Annotated in this window: 18 protein-coding genes and 2 pseudogenes; 17 read left to right on the plus strand and 3 right to left on the minus strand. The window is 35.5% G+C overall.

Annotated elements, in window-relative coordinates:
- Positions 1-131 precede the first annotated feature (131 nt).
- The 8 genes and pseudogenes from CBE70_RS11640 to CBE70_RS11665 all read left to right on the plus strand — a co-directional run bounded on the left by CBE70_RS11640 (position 132) and on the right by CBE70_RS11665 (position 10595).
- A complete protein-coding gene (locus tag CBE70_RS11640; protein WP_100159465.1) occupies positions 132-1676 on the plus strand; it encodes a ShlB/FhaC/HecB family hemolysin secretion/activation protein in 1545 nt (514 codons plus the stop codon).
- Between the two features lie 15 nt (positions 1677-1691).
- Complete coding sequence (locus CBE70_RS11645; RefSeq protein ID WP_100159466.1) at positions 1692-7082, plus strand: two-partner secretion domain-containing protein; 5391 nt, start codon at positions 1692-1694, stop codon at positions 7080-7082.
- The gene (locus CBE70_RS11650; protein ID WP_232797395.1) at positions 7079-7393 is read left to right on the plus strand and encodes a hypothetical protein; all 315 of its coding nucleotides are present in this window, start codon (positions 7079-7081) and stop codon (positions 7391-7393) included. Before CBE70_RS11645 ends, CBE70_RS11650 begins: the two co-directional genes overlap by 4 nt.
- A gap of 39 nt (positions 7394-7432) precedes the next feature.
- Positions 7433-7531: pseudogene (locus tag CBE70_RS18750) on the plus strand (contact-dependent growth inhibition system immunity protein); the annotation flags it as partial.
- Positions 7532-7600: 69 nt separating this feature from the next.
- Positions 7601-8122, plus strand: a complete 522-nt coding sequence (locus CBE70_RS11655) for an SMI1/KNR4 family protein (protein WP_100159646.1) — start codon at positions 7601-7603, stop codon at positions 8120-8122.
- 78 nt (positions 8123-8200) lie between these two features.
- Positions 8201-8299, plus strand: a pseudogene (locus CBE70_RS18755) (contact-dependent growth inhibition system immunity protein); the annotation flags it as partial.
- Between the two features lie 67 nt (positions 8300-8366).
- Positions 8367-8888, plus strand: a complete 522-nt coding sequence (locus tag CBE70_RS11660) for an SMI1/KNR4 family protein (RefSeq protein WP_100159647.1) — start codon at positions 8367-8369, stop codon at positions 8886-8888.
- A gap of 294 nt (positions 8889-9182) precedes the next feature.
- On the plus strand, positions 9183-10595 hold the full coding sequence (locus CBE70_RS11665) for a hypothetical protein (RefSeq protein ID WP_100159467.1): 1413 nt from the start codon (positions 9183-9185) through the stop codon (positions 10593-10595).
- A 159-nt stretch (positions 10596-10754) separates the two neighbouring features.
- Here CBE70_RS11665 and modE read toward each other — a convergent pair whose 3' ends face one another.
- A complete protein-coding gene (gene modE / locus CBE70_RS11670) occupies positions 10755-11546 on the minus strand; it encodes a molybdenum-dependent transcriptional regulator (RefSeq protein ID WP_100159468.1) in 792 nt (263 codons plus the stop codon).
- A 159-nt stretch (positions 11547-11705) separates the two neighbouring features.
- Here modE and CBE70_RS11675 point away from each other — a divergent pair, with 159 nt between their 5' ends.
- From CBE70_RS11675 to modC, 4 genes are all read left to right on the plus strand, one after another.
- Entirely contained in the window at positions 11706-11849 is a 144-nt protein-coding gene (locus CBE70_RS11675) for an AcrZ family multidrug efflux pump-associated protein (RefSeq protein WP_100159469.1), read from the plus strand.
- A gap of 485 nt (positions 11850-12334) precedes the next feature.
- Positions 12335-13105 (plus strand): molybdate ABC transporter substrate-binding protein, encoded by a 771-nt coding sequence (modA, locus tag CBE70_RS11680; RefSeq protein ID WP_100159470.1) that lies wholly within the window; start codon positions 12335-12337, stop codon positions 13103-13105.
- 17 nt (positions 13106-13122) lie between these two features.
- Positions 13123-13815 carry a molybdate ABC transporter permease subunit gene (gene modB / locus CBE70_RS11685; RefSeq protein ID WP_036938363.1) on the plus strand — a complete coding sequence of 231 codons (693 nt, stop codon included), beginning with the start codon at positions 13123-13125 and terminating at the stop codon, positions 13813-13815.
- Entirely contained in the window at positions 13809-14873 is a 1065-nt protein-coding gene (gene modC, locus CBE70_RS11690) for a molybdenum ABC transporter ATP-binding protein ModC (RefSeq protein WP_100159471.1), read from the plus strand. The genes modB and modC overlap by 7 nt, the downstream gene beginning before the upstream one ends.
- 72 nt (positions 14874-14945) lie before the next feature.
- On the opposite strand, the gene CBE70_RS11695 is transcribed toward modC, so the two are convergent.
- Positions 14946-15767 carry a pyridoxal phosphatase gene (locus tag CBE70_RS11695; protein WP_100159472.1) on the minus strand — a complete coding sequence of 274 codons (822 nt, stop codon included), beginning with the start codon at positions 15765-15767 and terminating at the stop codon, positions 14946-14948.
- Positions 15768-15916: 149 nt separating this feature from the next.
- On the opposite strand from CBE70_RS11695, the gene pgl reads away from it, so the two are divergent.
- On the plus strand, positions 15917-16906 hold the full coding sequence (gene pgl / locus CBE70_RS11700) for a 6-phosphogluconolactonase (RefSeq protein WP_100159473.1): 990 nt from the start codon (positions 15917-15919) through the stop codon (positions 16904-16906).
- Positions 16907-16968: 62 nt separating this feature from the next.
- Here the strand turns inward: pgl and bioA are convergent, their stop codons facing one another.
- The gene (bioA, locus tag CBE70_RS11705; protein ID WP_100159474.1) at positions 16969-18243 is read right to left on the minus strand and encodes an adenosylmethionine--8-amino-7-oxononanoate transaminase; all 1275 of its coding nucleotides are present in this window, start codon (positions 18241-18243) and stop codon (positions 16969-16971) included.
- Between the two features lie 103 nt (positions 18244-18346).
- Here bioA and bioB point away from each other — a divergent pair, with 103 nt between their 5' ends.
- From bioB to bioD, 4 genes are read left to right on the plus strand one after another with little or no spacing between them, the layout of a single operon-like run.
- Positions 18347-19384 carry a biotin synthase BioB gene (bioB, locus tag CBE70_RS11710; RefSeq protein WP_100159475.1) on the plus strand — a complete coding sequence of 346 codons (1038 nt, stop codon included), beginning with the start codon at positions 18347-18349 and terminating at the stop codon, positions 19382-19384.
- The gene (gene bioF / locus CBE70_RS11715) at positions 19384-20547 is read left to right on the plus strand and encodes an 8-amino-7-oxononanoate synthase (protein WP_100159476.1); all 1164 of its coding nucleotides are present in this window, start codon (positions 19384-19386) and stop codon (positions 20545-20547) included. The genes bioB and bioF overlap by 1 nt, the downstream gene beginning before the upstream one ends.
- The gene (gene bioC / locus CBE70_RS11720; protein WP_100159477.1) at positions 20522-21286 is read left to right on the plus strand and encodes a malonyl-ACP O-methyltransferase BioC; all 765 of its coding nucleotides are present in this window, start codon (positions 20522-20524) and stop codon (positions 21284-21286) included. The genes bioF and bioC overlap by 26 nt, the downstream gene beginning before the upstream one ends.
- Positions 21279-21962: a dethiobiotin synthase gene (gene bioD / locus CBE70_RS11725; protein WP_100159478.1), complete on the plus strand. Its 684-nt coding sequence runs from the start codon at positions 21279-21281 to the stop codon at positions 21960-21962. Before bioC ends, bioD begins: the two co-directional genes overlap by 8 nt.
- Positions 21963-22002: the final 40 nt, after the last annotated feature.

A 22002-nucleotide genomic window follows, 5' to 3' on the forward strand; every position in this document is an offset into this window, starting at 1 on the left:
GTTAACTAAAAATTGTCAATATCTGTTGAATTATTCTTAATTTTAAAATTAAAGGTCTTTTAAAAAATGATAACCATTGAGCTAGATAGTTTATGCAATGATATAAAAAATAATTCAAGGATGATTTTTATATGCATAAATTTAAAAATAAAAAGATTAAATTGTTATTGTTTTTTTTATTAATATTAGTAAGTGAAATGAGTTTTTCTGATGTTAATAAAAATAATTGTTTTATAATTAATGAAATAAAAATAGGAAATTCTGATATATTAAGTGATAAAAGTCAGAATAAACTAATAACAAAATATCTACATCGATGTTTAACATTAAATGATATACAGAGTATCGTTAATCTTATAACAAATGAATATATTGATAAAGGTTATATTACTTCACAGGCATTTATTTCTCATCAAGATCTCTCTAATAATAAACTTACAATTAAAGTCATAGAGGGGAAAATAAAAGATATTTTTATTGATGATGCTCCATCTCGATTAGTCAATATTATCTTCCCATCGTACAAAGAAAAAAGACTTAATTTACGTGATTTAGAGCATGGGCTTGAACAGCTTAATCGATTAGCAACAGCACAATATACATTGGATATTAAACCTAGCGATAGTGTGGGATATTCTTCTATTTTTATTGTTCAAAATAATAAAAAATCTCCGTTTAAAAATCAATTAACCGTTGATAATTCAGGTAATAAAACAACAGGTGAAACTCTATTAGCCAATACCACAACAATAGATTCGTTATTTGGATTAGGTGAACAATGGAGTTTCTCACTGAGTACAAATACAGATTTATCTCGTTCGCACTATTCTCGCTCTTATTCTGCAAGTGTGAATATTCCTTATGGATACTGGTTTTATCAGTATCAATTATCTCATAGTCAATCCTCTTATCCTTTCCTCAATCATAATGTTCAACACGCTTATAAAAACAAAAATAGTGATCAGCAATTTGATATTAGTCGTTTAGTCTATCGTGATAATAAGCAGCGAATAATATTAAAGAGTTCCCTGAAACATAAAAAAGCAAGGACACAATTAGCACAACAAGAACTACGAATAAATAGCCCCACATTAACCTCTTTATCATTTAGCCCTCAATATAGTTTAACTCTCAAACGAGGATATTTAACGATTAATCCAATGGTAGAAATGGGGCTTTCTTTTTTTGGCGCATCATCTGATTATATTGCTGAAAATTCACCTCGTAGTCATTATCGAAAATTAAGCATAAATTTAAGCTATCAATATTTATTTGTTAATAAATTTTTCTATATTACATCATTTTATGGTCAATATACGCCAGATAATCTTTATAGTATAGAAAGAGTAGCAATTGATGGAGTAAAAGCAGTCCGTGGATATAAAGAAACAAAACTGAATGCAAATAGTGGTTTTTATTGGCGTAATGAAATAAATACACCAAAGATAAATTATTTCTTAGGTGATGTTAATTTTATTTTTGCGCTTGATTATGGTGTTGCTCATTCAGATAAATATGAAATAAATAAGAATAAAGTAATTGGAAGTGCAATAGGCGCTTCTTTTTATCATTCCATTTTCTTATCTCAGATATTAATTAATAAGCCGTTAGTTTATCCAAAATCACTAAAACCAGATCACTGGTCTTTATTTTGGTCTATTTCTTTTGCTATTTAAAGTTTGGAGGTTTTTATGCACGAAAAGGATATCTCTCGAAAACAGCGCTTAATTAGCTATAGCATTATTTATTTAACCACTATTTATCCATTACATCCCGCTTGGAGTTCTGTAATTAATCCATCCGATAAAACAATAAAAATAAGTCAGCAAAATACCGTTCCTATTATTAATATTGCAACACCTAATAATGTTGGTATTTCTCATAATAAATTTCACTCTTTTAATGTCGGAAAACAAGGTGTTGTACTTAATAATGCAACAACTCCGGTTAATACACAATTAGCTAAACAAGTGAATACTAATACCAATTTAAAAGGCAATGCAGCACATTTAATTATTAATGAAGTGGTAGGAAATGGACATTCACAGTTATTAGGTAAATTAGAAGTTGCAGGACAACAAGCTGACGTTTTAATTGCGAATCCGAACGGGATTACGTGTGATGGCTGTTCATTTATTAATACCCCAGCAATTACGCTTACGACAGGAAAACCTCAATTTAGCCCTCAAGGTGCCTATTCAGCAATAGAGGTGAAAAAAGGTAGTGTTGTTATTGGTAAACAGGGAATGAATATCGCACTGCAAAATTATGCCGATATTATTAGTCGCAGCATTGAGTTAAATGGAAAAATAAATGCAAAAAACCTTTCTTTAATGCAAGGCAATAATCGTATTGATTTTGAAAAAGGAACAGTAAATAGCCTTAATGGAGAAGGCATAAAACCGACAATATCTATTGATACAAAAGCACTGGGTGGAATGTATGCTAATCAAATACGTCTAGTCAGTACAGAAAAAGGAGTTGGCGTTAATTTAAGTGGTATTCAAACAAATCAAAATAGTGTGAATTTAACGGTTGATGGAAAAATTACCTTTAATGGCAATATTCAATCTGAACAAGATATTAATGTTAGCAGTAAAGAACTACAAATTAATAGTAATGCAAAGTTAAAAGCAAAAAGGGATATTACTTTAGCATCTAATACACTAACTAATCATAGTGAAATTATCTCAGAAAAAGATATGCGTTTATTTGCAGATAAACTCACTAATAAAGGTGAAAAGGCACTTATTCAGGCAAAAGATAATTTATGGATACAAAAAAATGCGCAGGGTGATCCTAGTAGTTTAATTGAAAATCAATCAGCCACAATAAAAACAGAAAATGGTGATTTGATTATTAGAACAAAGAAGTTGGTTAATACATCTTTAAATCAGTTACCTATTATTTCAAAAATTGAAGCAAACTCCATTGCTAGAAAACGTTTTGTTGCATCATATTGGGGAAATAGCCAAGGTGTTGTTTCTATAAATACCTATTATCCAGAATTAGAAAATTTTCCATATAAAAAATGGTTTGGCTATTTAGATTTAACAAGTACGGATGTTATTAATACTGAGAGGTATAAATATAAGTATAGTAATTCTATAGGATATATAGATTCAGGAAAAAACATTTATATTAATGCTAATGAATTAGTTAATAAATTAGGTGTGATACGGGGTAATAAAAATACTATTTTAACAGGAAGTAATGCTGTAATTTCAAATTTAGGTTCTGGAGAATTAAATTTATGGTACAAGTATAAGACTGCATATGATTATCTAGGGGTATATGTAGATGAGGAGGATGATGAAGGTAATTACGATATCCTTTATGTAAGAGAACCATTGAAATTTGTGTTAGTTAATAAATTTTATTCATGGTTACCTGATGGAAATGATTCGTTAACAATATCATCAAAGGGTAATTTAATTTTAGATTTTAAAGATAGTATTAATATAGAAACCAAACCATCATCCAAATACTCACCAACAAAAAGATTGATCAATAAAACACCATCAAGTTATGAAATTTTAGCTAATAATATATTAATTAATTCTAGCTCTATTAATATATCGTCAAATATAAAATCAAATAATGATCTATCTATTATATCTAATAATAATATTACAATAAAAGATGCACAGCTCTCATCTAAAAAATCATTAAGCTTAATTTCAAATAAAGATATAGAACTTAACCAAGTAGATTTAACAGCAAAAGATAGTGTTGTTCTTGCTAAGAATGGAAAAATTGATTATACATTAAATCCTATTTCTGCATTTAATGAAAATAATGTTTTAGCTCCACCAGTTATTAATGTCTCTGATTCTGTTTTATTTCAATCTGGACAAGGTATAACTTTTAATAATATTGAGGTTAATAATGCTAATTCTTTAAGTTTTATTGCACATGGTGATATAAAAATTCAGAGAGATGAATCAGCACTTTTTAATATATTACCGTATTTTCATTTATATACTCAAGAACCTGCATTATCAAAAACGGAAAGCTGGAAAGCGCGAGGTGATATTATATTCACTTCAGGTAAAGATATTATCAGTCAAGGAATAAAATATCATAGTGATAAAGCCATAACTTTCAATGCCGGACAGGATATTTTTCTTGCCTCTAAATCAATAAAAGAAGCCGATCCTTTCTTTAATGACATTTATTATCCTCAATTACAATCTAAATTATTTTCAGACAATAACCTTATTTTAAATGCTGCTCGTGATATTGATTTAAGTTCAACAGTATTAAATTCAAAAGATAAAGTCATTGTATTAGCAGGTAGAAATATAAAGCTGGGTGCAAATGCTTATTCTGCTATTACAGATCCTCACGAAGATGCTCAAGATATTCAGTATGCCACAGCAATGATAACTGGTAATAAAGGTATTTCTATTGCGTCATCGGGCACATTAATCACAGAAGGAAGTTCACTTAAATCAGAGGGTGATGTCACTATTTCAAGTAGTGGCAATATTCAATTGGGATCACTGCAAACACATTTTCGTAAAGAGTCGGGTTCTGAGTTAGAAGATCTTCGCAAACAAATAAGTACTGAAATTAATAGTGGTAATAATCTAACTCTATTATCTGAAGGCAGTATTTTATTTCAAGCATCAAGATTAACTACTAATAAAGAGATGGATATCGCCGCTAAAGGTGGTTTTCTTTACGCGCAAGCAATGGAAGAGTCGAGTTATTACGAAGAGGAAAAGAAAAAATGTAATTGGTTGACATTATGTATAACTAAAAAAACTTACACTAAAACATTTTATAATACCAATAATAAAGTTACCGAGTTTATTGCAAATAGCAATATTAACTTATTTGCTAAAGATGATATTACCTTAGAAGCAAGCAAACTAGAAACAGCTAAGAATGCAAAATTAACCAGTAAAACAGGAAAAGTTAATTTTAAAGCAGTAAAAAATACGGCATTTAAACAAGTTATTACTCATTCAAAAGATATTTATATTACTCAGCGTGATCAGGGATACACCAAAGGAATATGGGTATTACCTGAGCTTTATATTGGTGGAAAGCTCACAATTGATGCCCCTAAAAGCATATCTGCGGATATTAAAGCTAAGAAAAAACAATCACTAGAACAAGCATTAACGGTTTTAAGTAACACACCAGAATATGCTTGGCTAAACACTCTCCAACGTCAAGAAAATATTAATTGGAATTTAGTTAAAGACACTTATTCCAGTTGGAATGATAAAACTCAGCAATTAAATCCGGTTGTTGGTGCCGTTATTGCTATCGCGGTAGGGGTTGCAACTTACGGTACTGCCACGGCGGCAACCATTGGTGGAATGGCAAGTGAAGCTACTATTGCGGCAGGCGCATCAGCCAGTGTGGCTTCAACGGCATCGGTTGCAGCACAAGCAGGTTTTGCTTCTTTAGTTTCGCAAGCGACTGTCTCTTTAGCTGAAAACCGAGGCAATATCTCAAAAACACTTGAATCACTGGGTCGTAGCGACACTGTTAAGTCAGTGGTGGCGAGTATGGTGGTCGCCGGGACATTGCAAGGTCTTGATCAATTTATGGGTTGGGATCAGGCAATCCAAGGGGGAACCTTACCTTCAACAGGCAAGTTATTGCTTACTGATAACGCCACATGGAATCAAGTTGCACAGCGTGTTGCCTCGCATTCAGTTGTTAGCTCTACACTAGGTACGGCAATTCAAGGCGGTAGTTTTATTGATAATTTTAAAACCGCGTTATTAAGCAATATTGGCAGTCAATTTCACGCCGAAGGTGCCAATCTAATTGGTGATAACGGTGCCGTATTAGGGCATGCGGGAAAGGTGTTAAGTCATGGTGTCGTTGCAGGTATTAGTGCAGAAATTGCAGGAGGTAGTGTTACTGGGGCAGTCGCAGGCGCATTAGCGGCAGAGATAGCGGCGATATCGCTACAAAGTAAATTATTTGAGCCTAGTTATTTAAATGAAACTGACAGACAAGTTGCATTAATTCAAGAGGCAATGCATGGCAATGAAGGAAAAACACAGCTCACTAAATTAATTGGTGCACTGACAGGCGCTATTGTAACTCGTAAGCCTGAGGGCGTATTTTCTGCGGCTAATTCTGCGGAATTAGTTTATCGGCATAATTACAGTGAGCATATGCTTTCTAACTTAGCTTTAGAAAATAATAAGGATATGATCGCTGCTTCGAAAGGAGATGTTGCTGCAGCAGAAAGAGTTGTCAATCGACAAAATGCAGGAATGGTTGCAATCGCTCTTGGTTTAGGAGGAAGTGTAAGTTTTATTGCTGGTCATACTGTTATTGCAGCAACACCTGAACTTATCACTATTGCTCAAGTTGCATTTAATACATGTAAAGCTAACTGGGTTTATTGTGCTAATCAGCTAGGTATTAATATTGCTGGGATATCGGCTCCAGAAGCAGCAATAGCAGGCGTCACTTTTGGCAGCGGTTATAAGGTATTAGCAAGTTCAGAAGAAAGTACTAAAGCTTTCTCTAGCATGTTAGCTAATAGCTCAAAGTCTTTAATGACGTCGGGTAAATTAAATATTACTGCTATAAAACCGATAGTAGAACAAGAAAAATTATTAATAGCAGCAAATAAAAAAGCTATTGAAATAATCAACAACAGGGAACTCATAATATATACAGGAGTAACTACGAATGGATATAAAGTATCTAATGGAGCCAAAACAGTAGTTTCTAAAAATGAATTAGACCATCCTATTGTTCAATCTAGGATTAATATTAAAGTGGGAGATTTTGAATCAGGTTGGTTGCATGTACAAAAACGTCATTTTTCAGGAGCGCAAAATGCTAGCCAATTTACGCTTCCTGAACAGGAAATTAAAGATATATTATTAAGTCCTGCTGTCATTAAGATTCCTATTAATAAAACGAGAGAATCATATAATAAAAACACCAATGGTATTGATATTTTGTATGAAAGAGTGATTCGGCTTGATAAAAATATAGGAATTGATAAATTTAGTAAACAGCCAACTAACATAATTACTATGCTCACAGATAAAAATGGAAATTTAATAACTACTACCCCTGGGGAAATAAAATGATGACAAATGAAGCTTTTTTAAAATTTAAGGATTCAGAAAATAAAATTATTATTCCGTACCTCAAAAAAGTATTTCCATCATTGAAATCAGCATATTGTTTATATCATATGATAGAACAATTAGAGGATGTTTATACTTACTTAGTTAATAGCAAGGATGTTATTTTTATTGAAGTGTCGAGGTTAAATAATTCTATTAACCATACGGATATTTTATCAATTAAAGATTATGCTATTATGAAAAAGGGGAAACAATATCATCGTTATATGAAAGAGATTATTGCTTTATCAAATAGTGAGATAATTAAATGATAGTTTATAGATGGAATATTAGATTAATAAATTATATATAACAGTGCAATTATTACATTAAAAACCAATTGTAGTGACGAGGCCTTAGGTGCTTCAATAAAAGAAGTATTTACACGTTGTATTAGTCGTAGAGTTTAAATGGGTTCTAAATAAAATCACCTTATGCTAATGATGTGTAAGGTGATTTTTTATCATATGAATTTATTTATGAAAAATAATCAATTAATAAATGATTTACATTCTATCTATCCAGAACTTCTTATCAATATCCATAAAATAAAGGGGTATTCTGATGATGAGATAAAGAAAATTGAACGTCTTTATGATATTAAAGTAGTAGGTCAGCTATATGATTTTTTAAATTGTATGGGGCGTTGTAGTGGTGGTTTTTTTTGGGATGATCCTCTGATTTTTTACAGAGAATGGTTTATACGAGGACATATTTTATTTCAATATGGTTCAAGGGAAGAGTTATATAATCTTGGTTTATGGGATATATTAGAACAAAAACCATTTTTTATTTCAATTGAATCAGAAACTCAATATTATTTTTTATTGACGAACTCAAAGCAACCTGACTTAGTTCATCATTATGATGAAAATGAAGATAAGGTAAGAGTGTTAGATAAGAATTTTAATGAATATCTAGGGTATATTATTAGTTCATATAATGAGAGTTTTATTGCTCCTATACCTGTTGATTTTTCAGGTGACTTATTGCGATTATAAAAGGTTAGCTTTGATATGGAGTTTAAAATCACAAATGTTTACTTACGATTAAATCATTAAATTGGTAAAAATATATTTAATAATGCAATTATTACATTAAAAACCGATTGTAGTGACGAGGTTTTAGGTGCTTCAATAAAAGAAGCTTTTACACGTTGTATTAGTTGTAAAGTTTAAATGGATACTAAATAAAATCACCTCATGCTAATTATGTAAGGTGATTTTTTATTATATGAGTTTATTTATGAAAAATAATCAATTAATAAATGATTTACATTCTATCCATCCAGAACTTCTTATCAATATCCATAAAATAAAGGGGTATTCTGATGATGAGATAAAGAAAATTGAACGTCTTTATGATATTAAAGTAGCAGATCAGCTATATGATTTTTTGAATTGCATGGGACGTTGTAGTGGCGGTTTTTTTTGTGATGATCCTCTGATTTTTTACAGAGAATGGTTTATACGAGGACATATTTTGTTTCAATATGGTTCAAGGGAAGAGTTATATAATCTTGGTTTATGGGATATGTTAGAACAGAAACCATTTTTTATTTCAATTGAATCGGAAACTCAATATTATTTTTTATTGACAAACTCAAGTCAACCTGACTTAGTTCATCATTATGATGAAAATGAAGCTAAGGTAAGAGTGTTAGATAAGAATTTTAATGAATATCTAGGATATATTATTAGTTCATATAATGAGAGTTTTATTGCTCTTACACCTGTTGATTTTTCAGGTGATTTATTGCGATTATAAAAGATTAGTTTTGATATGGAGTTTAAAACTATAAATGTTTATTTACGATTGAATCATTAAATTGATAAAAACATACCTAATAATACAATTTTTAAATTAAAAATTAATTGTAGTGACGAGGTTTTAGGTGTTTCAATAAAAGAAGTTTTTACGTATTTTATTAGTCGTGAAACTTAAATTTATTATTTAGCTACTAACTGATTTGCTAATAAATAAAATTAATTTGTATTAGTAATATATAGTGCTTTTCTACCATATTATCTATAAAAAGAATCAATTAATGAAGGTAGGTATATGTACAGACTGCGTTTTTTAATTAACTTATTTTTATTTCTTCTTTGTTTTTTATTTTCTTTCACTTATGCAATGGATAAGCCTGTATTGGAAAATAGTGAAATTAATCCATTATCTGTAACTAGAATCGATGACCGCGTGAATTACATGGTGTCATTAACAGATAATAATGGAAAAACAGTTCAGCATTGGCATTTCGTTGATTGTAAGCAGAACAAGGCTCAGCTTCTATATAAGGATATATTGAATGAAGAAGGGCTAACCAAAGCTCGCTATTATGGTAATAATTATCTTCGTTATGCACCAGCTCAAAACAATAAGCTGATGACAACAGAAGATATCCGTATGGCTTGTCAATTTCCAATAAAAGAATCGCGATGGGAAAGATTATCTGATACGTCTATTGGCGGTATGACTAATCTTGTTGATACTAATAGTATTCAGCATATTGGTGACATCTTATCAGTGCGTATAGGATATGACTTTGCAGAAATTATCTGGGAGCCACCTTATGACGCACCTCTTGAGTTAAAGATTGAGCACTATTTATATAATTGTAAAACTCATCAAGGCGATGCTGTTGCCGCAATAAACCTAGATAGTGAGGGGCGCGTTACAGATTCACTGATTACTGCTGATATTATTCGTCGTAAAGATAGCTTCAAAATAGGTTCTCAAATGAGACAACTGTTCGATCAATTATGCCTATTACCAGAAGAAAAAATATTCAAAGCCGAAGGTCACTTTGTACCAGCTACTAACAAGCCTGTATCAACATTGATGGGGCCAACAATGCCTGATTTAAGTAATAATAATCCCCAGTGGTTTAATAAATTTCCACTTTCTATGGCAATTAACAATCAAACGCAATCATTGGTAAAACCATGGGCACTTCCTCGCTTTAAGCAGATCCGCTATACCATAGTAAGCGAATACGGCAAGATCAATGTACAGCTAGATGCGCAATCGGATGGTTATATACGCAAGCTAGAAGATTATGGTATCTGGACTGTACAACGTTTAATGCTGGCTAATCAGTTACAATTAAAATTTGTTATGTCCATCAGTCGTGATACTTCACGACTCAGTAAATTGCAGACAGATCTGAGATTCCCATTAGTAGTTGGTCAACAATATCAAGCACAATGGGAAAGCATTGATTCTGACAAAAAAGTAATGGCTTCATCAGTACGTTGTAATGTGGTGAGTGAAGGAGATGCACACAGAATAGCATCTGAGTTTAGCGGGATATATCTATTAGTTCAGTGCTACGAAATTCATGAAGGACAACAGAAAATCAGTAACAAACTAGCTTGGTTACAAGACCTTAATGTTTTTGTTCCAGTTACTCAGCAATTGGGTGATAAACCTGAAAGTTTAGTCAAGCTGGAAAATGTTAACGTAATACGTTAACAAGAACACTATCAGACCAGATTTGATTTAATGTGAATTATAATAGTTACATTTTAATGAAATTATTATTCTAGATTAGAAACCATCACTTAATATTTTTACTAAAATACTCACTAAGTGATGGTTTTATTTTTTATTGAAAAGCAACCATGCTAATAATTAACACAGCGTGGCGACAATCACCTGATCGGCATTAAATAAAGCCGTTACGCTGTCATTAATATGCAATTTTTGCTCTTTAACATGCTGATTAGAACAGGTGGCACACACTTCTTGTCCACCTTCTAATGTCACCACTAATTCGCTGTTTTCACTGCCCGTTTCAATCTGGGTTAAAGTGCCTGAAAGGGCATTATCATATTGTTGCGCTAAGGATGAGCCTTTTTCAATATTGACCCATGGCGCTTTAATTAAGATCAGTACTTCTTTACCTTTTTTAAGCCCTAGGCGATCTGCACTTTTTTCTGTTAAGGCCGCCCGAATAGTCGTTTTTCTATCTGCAAGTTGCACATTGACATGTTGTTGAACTTGCAGGTTATCACGCTCAATAATAGTACCGAAAAATTGGTTTCTTGCACTGGTTTGTAATGAGAAACGAGAAATAGCTGCTAACAGGCTATCAAGAGGAAGTGAGTCGTCTTTCAATACATCAAAGGCTTTTTGCTGAATTTGACCTAGCAGATCGTAAAGTTGAAGTAAACGCTCACAATAATGTGTCAGTGTTGCACCACCACCGCCTTTACCCCCTGTTGCTCTATCAACAAGAAGTTCGTCTGCGAGTTGATTCATTTCATTGATGGCATCCCAAGCACTTTTATAACTAATGCCCGCCATTTTTGCCCCTTGGCTAATTGAACCTGTCGCTTTGATCTGTTTTAACAATGCAACGCGACGAGGATCGGCAAAGAGCTTATCTTGAAGTTTAAGGGTTAATAATATTTCTGCTTGCATAATGATAGGCTTCTTCTTTTTTTGTGTGTTTATCGCATTTTTTGTGCCGACACAAAGCGATAATTCTCTAGAATATATACAACTATAGCGTTATTATTCGTTATTCGTGAAGAAATGCCAACTCTGGCTTTCCGAATATACCATGATAAAGAGGTTATCATGCTTGAATTATTGAAAAGTTTAGGGTTTGCTCTCTTGATGGTACCTGTTGTAATGGTACTCATTATGGGCATCATTTATGGTTTAGGTGAAGTGTTTAACCTGATTTCACCAAGTCAGCCAAAAGCAGACAGAAAATCATAAAGTCTCCCTCCCTGATTTAGAATAGCCCTTTATCTAGAGGGCTATTTTTTTGTTCGCCATACTCGTCATATTTCAAGCCACGGCGTTGTTGACTGCGTTCATTCACACTAGTCACATACTTATGTATGCTCCTAGCGACTCATTCACTTGTCGCCTAGCTGTACCTTGAATTATTTAGAATATATATACTCGTCATACTTCAAGCCACAGCGTTGTTGACTGCATTCATTCGCACTAGTCACATACTTGTGTATGCTCCTAGCGACTCATTCACTTGTCGCCTAGCTGTACCTTGAATTATTTAGAGTATGTAAATTTTTCTATTTCTATTTCTATTTCTATTTCTACTCTATCTCCAATTTCTGTTTCTTTTTAATGGTTGTATTTATTGATATATAACCTGTTTCTCACATCTAATCCTTTCATTTTACGCTGTATCTTGGTATATACAGCGTGTCATCCTTTAATTTAAGTGGAATTAGAACATGAAAAAATTATCAGGTAAGTTACTTGCTGGTGCAGTTATCTCTTTTGCTTTGGTAAGCCAAAGTTTTGCATCGGAAAAAGTAACGGTATTTGCGGCCGCTTCTCTTACCAATGCTCTCAATGAAATTTCGGCACAATATAAGCAAGAAAAACAAGGTGAGGTTGTTGCATCTTATGCATCTTCTTCAACGCTGGCTCGCCAAATTGAACAAGGCGCACCTGCAAATCTGTTTATTTCAGCAGATCAGCAGTGGATGGACTATGCAATCGATAAAAATTTAATGGTTGCAGATTCACGTCATACACTATTAGGTAATGATTTAGTACTCATTGCCCCTAAAGATAGTAAATTAAATGACGTTGTTATTAATAAGGAAACCAAATGGAAATCCTTACTTAATGGCGGAAAATTAGCTGTTGGCGATCCAGATCATGTGCCTGTTGGTATCTATGCAAAAGAATCATTAGAATATTTAGGTGCATGGGATACAGTAAGCCCAGATATGGCACGTACTAATAACGTACGTAGCGGTATGGCGCTAGTTGAACGTGATGAAGCACCATTAGGTATCGTATACGGTTCTGATGCGGTTGCGAGTGATAAAGTGAAAGTGGTCGGCGTATTCCCAGCTGATAGCCACAAACCTGTTGAGTATCCAATGGCAGTTGTAAAAGGTCAGGACAATAAAGCAGTTCGTGATTTTTATGACTATCTGAAAACACCTCAAGCCGCAGAAATCTTTAAGAAATACGGCTTTAGCCCACTGTAGGAATTATACTTTTGGAGATGTTAAGTGAATACGAATGGCAAGCCATCATACTAAGCCTTAAGGTATCGACTGTCGCAGTTATAATCAGTCTACCTTTTGGTATTTTTATGGCTTGGCTTTTAGTTAGGGTACGTTTTCCTGGTAAATCATTGCTTGATAGCATTATTCATTTACCTTTAGTTCTGCCACCCGTTGTGGTCGGTTATCTTTTACTGATCAGTATGGGGAGACGTGGATTTATTGGTGAATGGTTGTATGACTGGTTTGGTTTTAGCTTTACCTTTAGTTGGCGAGGTGCAGCTCTTGCATCCGCTGTGGTTGCATTTCCACTGATGGTAAGGGCTATCCGATTAGCATTAGAGGCTGTCGATCAGCGTATGGAACAAGCGGCGAGAACCTTAGGGGCATCACCGATACGAGTCTTTTTTACCATAACATTACCTTTGTCTATGCCAGGGATCATCGCAGGAATTGTGTTGGCATTTGCGCGCTCATTGGGAGAATTTGGCGCAACAATCACTTTCGTCTCCAATATTCCGGGGGAAACAAGAACCATTCCTCTGGCAATGTATACCTTGATTGAAACACCGGGAGCGGAAATGGATGCCGCCCGTTTATGTGTTATTGCAATTATTTTGGCGCTCGTCTCTTTAATGGCTTCAGAGTGGCTAACTCGTTGGGGCCGTAAAAGATTGGGGGGCGTATGCTAGAGATGAATTTTAAACAGACGCTAGGGTCACTGCGTCTGGAAGTAAATACTGAACTGCCAACAGAGAGTATTACTGCGGTCTTTGGTTTATCTGGTGCGGGTAAAACTTCACTGATTAATGTGATTGGTGGTTTAACCAAACCTGATTCAGGGCGAATTGTATTAAATAATCACACATTGGTTGATACTGAAAAGAAAATTTATCTGCCACCTGAAAAACGTAAAGTAGGTTATGTATTCCAAGATGCGCGGCTGTTTCCTCATTACACAGTAAAGGGGAATCTGCTCTACGGCATGTCTCCAACAATGAAAGTACAGTTTGATCGTATTATTCATTTATTAGGTATCGAACATTTACTCTCACGTTTTCCGATAACGCTATCAGGTGGTGAGAAACAGCGTGTAGCCATAGGGCGAGCGTTGTTAACCGCACCAGATATTATGCTAATGGATGAGCCTTTAGCATCGCTTGATTTACCTCGTAAACGTGAGTTACTGCCGTATTTAGAAAAGCTCTCACAAGATGTACAAATTCCTATTTTGTACGTGAGCCATAGCCTTGATGAAATTATTCGACTTGCAGATAACGTCATTGTGATGGATGCAGGAAAAATTAAGGCAACAGGTAAACTCGAAGATGTGTGGGCAAGTAGTGCATTACGTCCTTGGCTACAAAAAGAGACGTTAAGCAGTATCGCAAATGTGATGGTGGTGGAACACCATAGCCATTACGATATGACGGCAACGGCTTTTGGTAATCAAGTGCTGTGGTTGCCTCAAATAGAGGCGAAAATCGGCCGTGATGTGCGTGTACGTATTGATGCTTCTGATGTGTCATTAACAACAACTCGTCCATCCAATAGTAGTATTCGTAATATTTTGCATATGAAAGTGGTTGAAACCATTAAAAATGATGGCCAAGTTGATGTGAAACTTGTCAATGATGGCAATTATTTATGGGCTAGGATCACGCCTTGGGCAAAAGATGAATTGAATATTCAAGAAGGGCAATGGCTTTATGCGCAAATAAAGAGTATTTCGCTAAGTCGCCATCTTTGATTTATTAGTTGTTCTTGTTGATATAAAACCTCATCTTAGATGAGGTTTTTGTCTTTTAAAGAGAGTACTTGATCAAGACAGAATATATTTATGAATAGTCTCAGCAATACCTGGTTGTGAATTCACTTTAGTAACCATTTTAGCACGCGCTTTGACTTCATCTGAGGCATTACCCATTGCAACACCTAAACCAACATGTTCTAACATGCTAAGATCATTAAAATTATCACCAAAAGCAATAACATCACTCATATTCATACCATTCGCTTCAACCCAACGTTGTAAACGACGGCCTTTGCTGTTGCCTTTTTTAGCGATATCAACTTGATCAACCCAAGACCATTCACACTCTAAACCGACTTGTTGCTCAATTTTTTCAACTAAAGCACGCAATTCATCGTGATCAGGCGTTGTAGTGGCAATTTTCCAAATGGCATTAACATCATGCATAGCTTTATAAAAATCATCGACTTTAACGAGATTAGGGCGCTGTGTGATGGGGAGGGTATCTGCCCAATTAAGTGTGCGTTGTACTGCTGCGGTGAGTTGGTCATACATCATTGCATCATCAGCATAAACTAAATGGTGTACATCTGTTTGTTTAACGAGATCTAATACTGCTCTGGTTTCTTGCGTAGTTAGTGGATCAGACTCTAATACTTTTTTACCAATATAATCATAAAGGTAAGTACCATTACAGCAAATCGCGGGCGTATCAAGGTTTAGCGCTTGATAGAATGGATGAATAGCAACATGATGACGACCTGTTACAATTAAAACTTTAACACCTGCTTTTCTTGCAAGATTGAGTGCTTCTAAAGATTCTGGCAGGATACGTTTTTGGTCATCAAGCAGTGTGCCATCAAGATCCAAAGCAATAACGCGATATGACATAAATAAGCCCCTTGATAGTATTAAGATGCAATGTTGTTGATGTTACACGTTAACCAATAAAAGATAAACTAGCTTAATCGTTACAATCAAACGTTAGTTGTTCTATTATTCTTTATAAATCAATGGGTAATGGGTTTTAAGGAGAAGGGATGAAACAGGTAGTCTACATAGCAAGTCCAGAGAGTCAGCAAATTCATGTTTATGCGTTAAACACCGAAGGTGAAATGGATTTATTGCAGGTTGTTGAGGTTGCAGGGCAAGTGCAACCAATGATTGCAAGTGCTGATGGAAAATACCTTTATGTGGGTATTCGTCCTCATTTTAGTGTGGTGACATTTGCGATAGCTTCTAATGGTCAGTTAGAACAAAAGGCGATAACGTCAATTCCAAGTACGCCAGTTCATTTATGCTTAGATAAAACAGGGCGCTTTTTATTTGTTCCTTCTTATCATCAAGGTAATTTAGCTGTTTTGCCTATTAATGAGAAAGGGATCCCTCAATCACCTATTCAAATTATTGAAGGCTTAAATAAGCCTCATTCATCTAATATCGATTGGAATAATAAACAACTGATTGTGCCTTGCTTAGGTGAAGATCATATTCGTTTATTTGATTTATCAGAAGACGGTCGCTTAGTAGAAGCGGGTGCCGAAGAGCTGACAACAGCACAAAATGCAGGCCCTCGTCATATGGCATTTCATCCTAATGGTGATGCGTTTTATTGCCTTAATGAATTGGATGCGACAATCAATGTATATCGTCGCATGGGTGATTTATATCGTTTAATGCAAACTATCGATATCGTCCCTGAAACATTTAACAGTACCCGTTGGGCGTCAGATATTCATATTACACCAGATGGACGTTTTCTTTATGCAAGTGAACGCTCTGAAAATTTCATTTGTGCGATGGCAATTTCAGAAGCGGGCGACTATCTGCAACCAGTGGGGTATTACCCAACACAAACACAGCCTCGTGGCTTTAATCTTGATAACACAGGAAATTATTTAATTTCTTGTGGTCAAAAATCAGATTTTGCGTCTGTTTCTCGTATTGATAAACACACTGGCGCATTAACTGAATTAGCATGTTACCCAGTAGGTAAAGGTGCTATGTGGGTTACCGTTGTGACGAAGTAAAGATTACTGTAAACCTCTAGCAAAATATTACCTTGCTAGAGGTTTTATTTTTTATGAAAGCTTTATGAGAGATTAACCACTTTCTCAATAGCTTGAGTGAGTTTAGTGAGGTTTTCTGGTGGCATAATAAATGGTGGCATAATATAAATCAGCTTGCCAAAAGGTCTGATCCAAACCCCTTCATCAACAAAGATTTTTTGTAATTTTGCCATATTGACGGGCTCGTTCATTTCGACCACACCAATCGCACCTAAAACACGCACATCTTTAACACTTTTAGCCTGTTTTAACGGTAATAGCTCACATTTTAGTTGTTTTTCAATTTCTGCAACTTGGTTTACCCAATCGCCTTTTGCTAGTAGAGATAAACTGGCATCAGCAACAGCACAAGCTAAAGGATTTCCCATATAAGTAGGGCCATGCATAAAGCATCCTGCATCGCCTTGACTGATAGTTTCTGCAATATGGCGCGTGGTTAAGGTTGCCGATAACGTCATATATCCACCTGTTAATGCTTTGCCCACGCACATAATATCTGGCGATATTTCAGCATGTTCACAGGCAAACAGCTTACCTGTTCGACCAAATCCAGTGGCAATTTCATCGGCAATTAATAACACATCAAACTCATCACATAACGCTCTCGCCTGTTTTAAATATTCGGGATGATAAATTCGCATTCCACCAGCACCTTGAACAATTGGTTCAAGCATAACAGCAGCAATTGCTTGATGATGTTGCTCTAGCGTTGAGCGTAATGAGTGGATATCAGTTGGATCCCATTCTTCATAAAAACCTGTTTTGGGCGCATCCACAAAGAGATGATTAGGCAAATAACCTTTGTAAAGACTGTGCATGGAGTTATCTGGATCACACACTGACATGGCACCAAATGTATCGCCATGATAGCCCTGTTTTAACGCCACAATACGTTGGCGTTTTTCACCTTTAGCCTGCCAATATTGCAAAGCCATTTTCAGGGCGACTTCAACAGCAACTGAGCCAGAATCTGCTAGAAATATGCATTCAAGAGGCTCTGGTGTTATCGCTAATAATTTTCGACAAAGTGATACTGCTGGTGGATGAGTAATGCCACCAAACATCACATGAGACATATTGCTGAGCTGTGTTGTAACGGCATTATTGAGTATAGGGTGATTATATCCATGAATTGCTGCCCACCATGAAGACATTCCATCAATTAGTTTTCTACCATCAGCCAAGACTAATTCAACGCCTTTTGCACTGACGATAGGGTAAGCAGGTAACGGATTACTCATTGAAGTGTATGGATGCCAAATGTGGCGTAAATCGAAAGCGATATCTTCAGGTGTCATTATATTTTTCACTTAATCATGTAAACCAATGGTGATCAATTTTAGTTGACATGATAACCCTATTATTTAAACTGGCAATCACTTTTAAACAGGAGATTGTATTGTGAGCGCACTAAAACGTTGGACACTAAAAGAAGCCAGAGCACTGTTTGATATGCCATTTTTAGATTTGGTTTTTCAGGCACAACAAGTTCATCGTCAACATTTTGACCCTTCACAAATCCAAGTGAGTACTTTGCTTTCTATTAAAACAGGAGCTTGTCCTGAAGATTGTAAATATTGTGCCCAAAGTGCGCGGTATAAAACGGGATTAGAAAAAGAGCGCTTAATGGAAGTGCAGCAAGTGATTGAATCTGCGAAAAAAGCAAAAGCAGCAGGTTCAACTCGTTTTTGTATGGGCGCGGCATGGAAAAACCCGCATGAACGAGATATGCCTTACCTTGAACAAATGGTAAAAGAAGTTAAAGCGCTGGGTATGGAAACTTGCATGACACTTGGCAAATTAGATGATTCACAAGCTAACCGATTAGCAGATGCAGGACTGGATTTTTATAACCACAACCTTGATACCTCACCTGAATTTTACGGCAGTATCGTGACAACACGTACCTATCAAGATCGCTTAGATACGCTTGATAAAGTACGCAATGCGGGTATTAAAGTGTGTTCTGGGGGAATTTTAGGGTTAGGCGAGGAAGTTAAAGATCGCGCTGCAATGTTAGTGCAATTAGCCAATTTGCCACAGCCACCTGAAAGTGTGCCAATTAATATGCTTGCTAAAATAAAAGGGACACCACTTGCAGATAATGAAGATGTCGATCCTTTTGATTTTATTCGTACTATCGCCGTTGCCCGTATCATGATGCCGCGCTCTTATGTGCGCCTTTCTGCGGGTCGTGAGCAAATGAGTGAACAGACACAAGCATTTTGCTTTATGGCCGGCGCTAACTCAATTTTCTACGGTTGTAAATTATTAACGACAACCAATCCGACTGAAGATAAAGATCACCAGTTATTTCGCAAGTTAGGTTTAAACCCAGAACGGTTAGCGGTATCTATGGGTGACAATCAGCAAGAAGAAGCTTTGATGAAAGCTGTTGCCAATAAAGACACTGAACAATTTTATAACGCGGCACTGTAATGAGCTGGCAAAACTATTTAGATGAAAAACTTAATGCGCGTAGAAATACGCCATTATGGCGAAAACGTAAAGAGATCAAACAAGCGGATGGCCGTTTTTTGATCACAATATCAGGCGAAAAGTACCTTAATTTTTCAGGCAACGATTATTTAGGTATTAGCCAACATACAGACGTAATTAAAGCATGGCAACAAGGCGCAACTGAATATGGTGTGGGAAGTGGTGGATCAGGTCATATCACTGGATTTACTCAAGCCCATGCGCAATTAGAACAGCATCTTGCAGATTGGTTAGGTTACGATAATGCACTGTTATTTTCATCCGGTTATAGTGCTAATCAAGGTGTGATTTCGGCATTACTTGAAAAAGACGATGCCATTATTGCAGATAAACTTTGTCATGCTTCATTAATGGAAGCCGCTGTATTATCACCCGCCACGTTGTGGCGCTTTTTGCATAATTCGCCAGATTCTTTATCTCAACGACTTAATAAAATGTCTGCTAATAAAACCCTTGTGGTAACAGAAGGGGTATTTAGCATGGATGGAGATCAAGCACCATTAAGAGAAATAGCAACAATAAGCCAAAAATATCATGCATGGTTAATGGTCGATGATGCGCATGGTATTGGTGTTTTAGGTAAAGAAGGTAGAGGCAGTTGTGATAAAGCGGGTATTAAACCTGAAATATTGGTCGTAACTTTCGGTAAAGCTTTTGGTGTCAGCGGGGCTGCTGTGCTTTGTAACAAGCCAACAGCAGAGTTTTTTGAACAATATGCTCGCCATCTTATTTACAGTACATCAATGCCGCCGGCACAAGCTATCGCTTTAAATTTTGCTCTGAATGTCATTAAACAAGCAGATAATGAGCGGGAATATCTTCAACAACTCATTAATACTTTTCGCCAAGGTGTCATTTCACTTCCTGTTAAATTATTACCTTCAGAAACGGCTATTCAGCCATTAATTATTGGTGATGAACAATTGTGCCAAACACTTTCAGATTATCTGCAATCTAAAGGACTTTGGGTAAAGGCAATCTTTCCACCAACTGTACCTCCGCAAAGTGCACGTTTACGAATAACGTTAACTACTTGCCACCATCTTTCAGATATTAAGCTGTTAATCGAGACGCTTCATGCTTTCTTCAGTCAAAACAGATAAACAACGTATAGCTCAAACATTTGGTAAAGCTGCTATTCATTATGATAATCACGCTAATATTCAGCGCTATAGCGGCAATAAATTAATGGATTTAGCTCGTCATGATAATGGCAATATTGTGTTAGATGCAGGATGTGGAACTGGATATTTCAGTCAAAAATGGAAGCAACAAGGTAAGTTTGTTATTGCGCTTGATCTGTCACATACCATGCTACAAGTGGCAAAACAACAACAGCGGGCTGATGGTTACTTACAAAGTGATATCGAGCATTGTGCGATTGCACCTCAAAGTGTGGACATTGTATTTAGTAATTTAGCGATGCAATGGTGCGATGATTTATCTGGCGCCATTAAAACATTAATGAATACAGTTGGTGTAAAAGGCGCACTTTATTTCTCAACACTGACTACGTTGACATTGCAAGAAGTCAGAGATGCTTGGCAATCACTTGATAGGCACCCTCATGTAAATCCTTTTTTATCGCTTCACGATATTGAGAAAGCCTGTGCTGGTTTTCATTGCCAATTTTCTACTGAAACTGTTACAGAACAATATGATTCATTACATGCGCTCTTTGCTTCTTTGAAAGGTGTTGGTGCCAACTTTGTGCAAGGTGATCGCCAAAAAGGGTTAATGACACGACAGAAATTTCGTGCACTAGAAAATGTATGGAAAACAGATTCAGGTAAATATTTACTCACTTATCAAATTGTTATAGGAAAGATATCACATGGCTAAAACATGGTTTTTAACAGGCACAGATACAGAAGTGGGTAAAACTGTAGTAAGTAGTGCTCTATTACAATGTGCGGCATATCAAGGGTATCAAACTGCGGGCTATAAGCCTGTTGCATCAGGAAGTGAGTGGCTAAATGAAGGTTTACGTAATTCAGATGCACTTACATTACAAAAATCAAGTACGGTAAAGTTAGATTATCACCGAGTTAATCCTTACTGTTTTGAAACACCCACATCGCCGCATATTGTCAGCCAAGAAATGAGTCAGCCTATTGATTTTGATGTGATGTCAGAAGGCTTGTCTTACTTAAAGCAGCAAGCTGATTGGGTTTTAGTCGAAGGTGCTGGTGGTTGGTTTACACCACTGTCAGAAAATCAATTTTTCTCTGATTGGGTTATTAATGAAAAGCTACCTGTTATTTTGACCGTGGGTGTTAAATTGGGTTGCATTAATCATGCGTTATTAACGCAACAAGCAATTATTCAGTCTGGTTTAACATTGGCAGGTTGGGTTGCAAATGAAGTTGAACCTGCGGGGCGATATCAGAAAGAATATCTGGCAACCTTAAAACAGCATATTAAAGCACCACTCTTAGGCAAAATACCCTATTTAAATGAAGTAAAAGAGCATAATTTTACTCCTTATCTCGATCTTTCCTGTTTAAAGCTAAGTTGATAGACCATTATTAAGTAAATTATAAAAGTCTATTTTTTGT

The sequence above is a fragment of the Proteus columbae genome (genome assembly GCF_002777965.1).
GTDB lineage: Bacteria > Pseudomonadota > Gammaproteobacteria > Enterobacterales > Enterobacteriaceae > Proteus > Proteus columbae.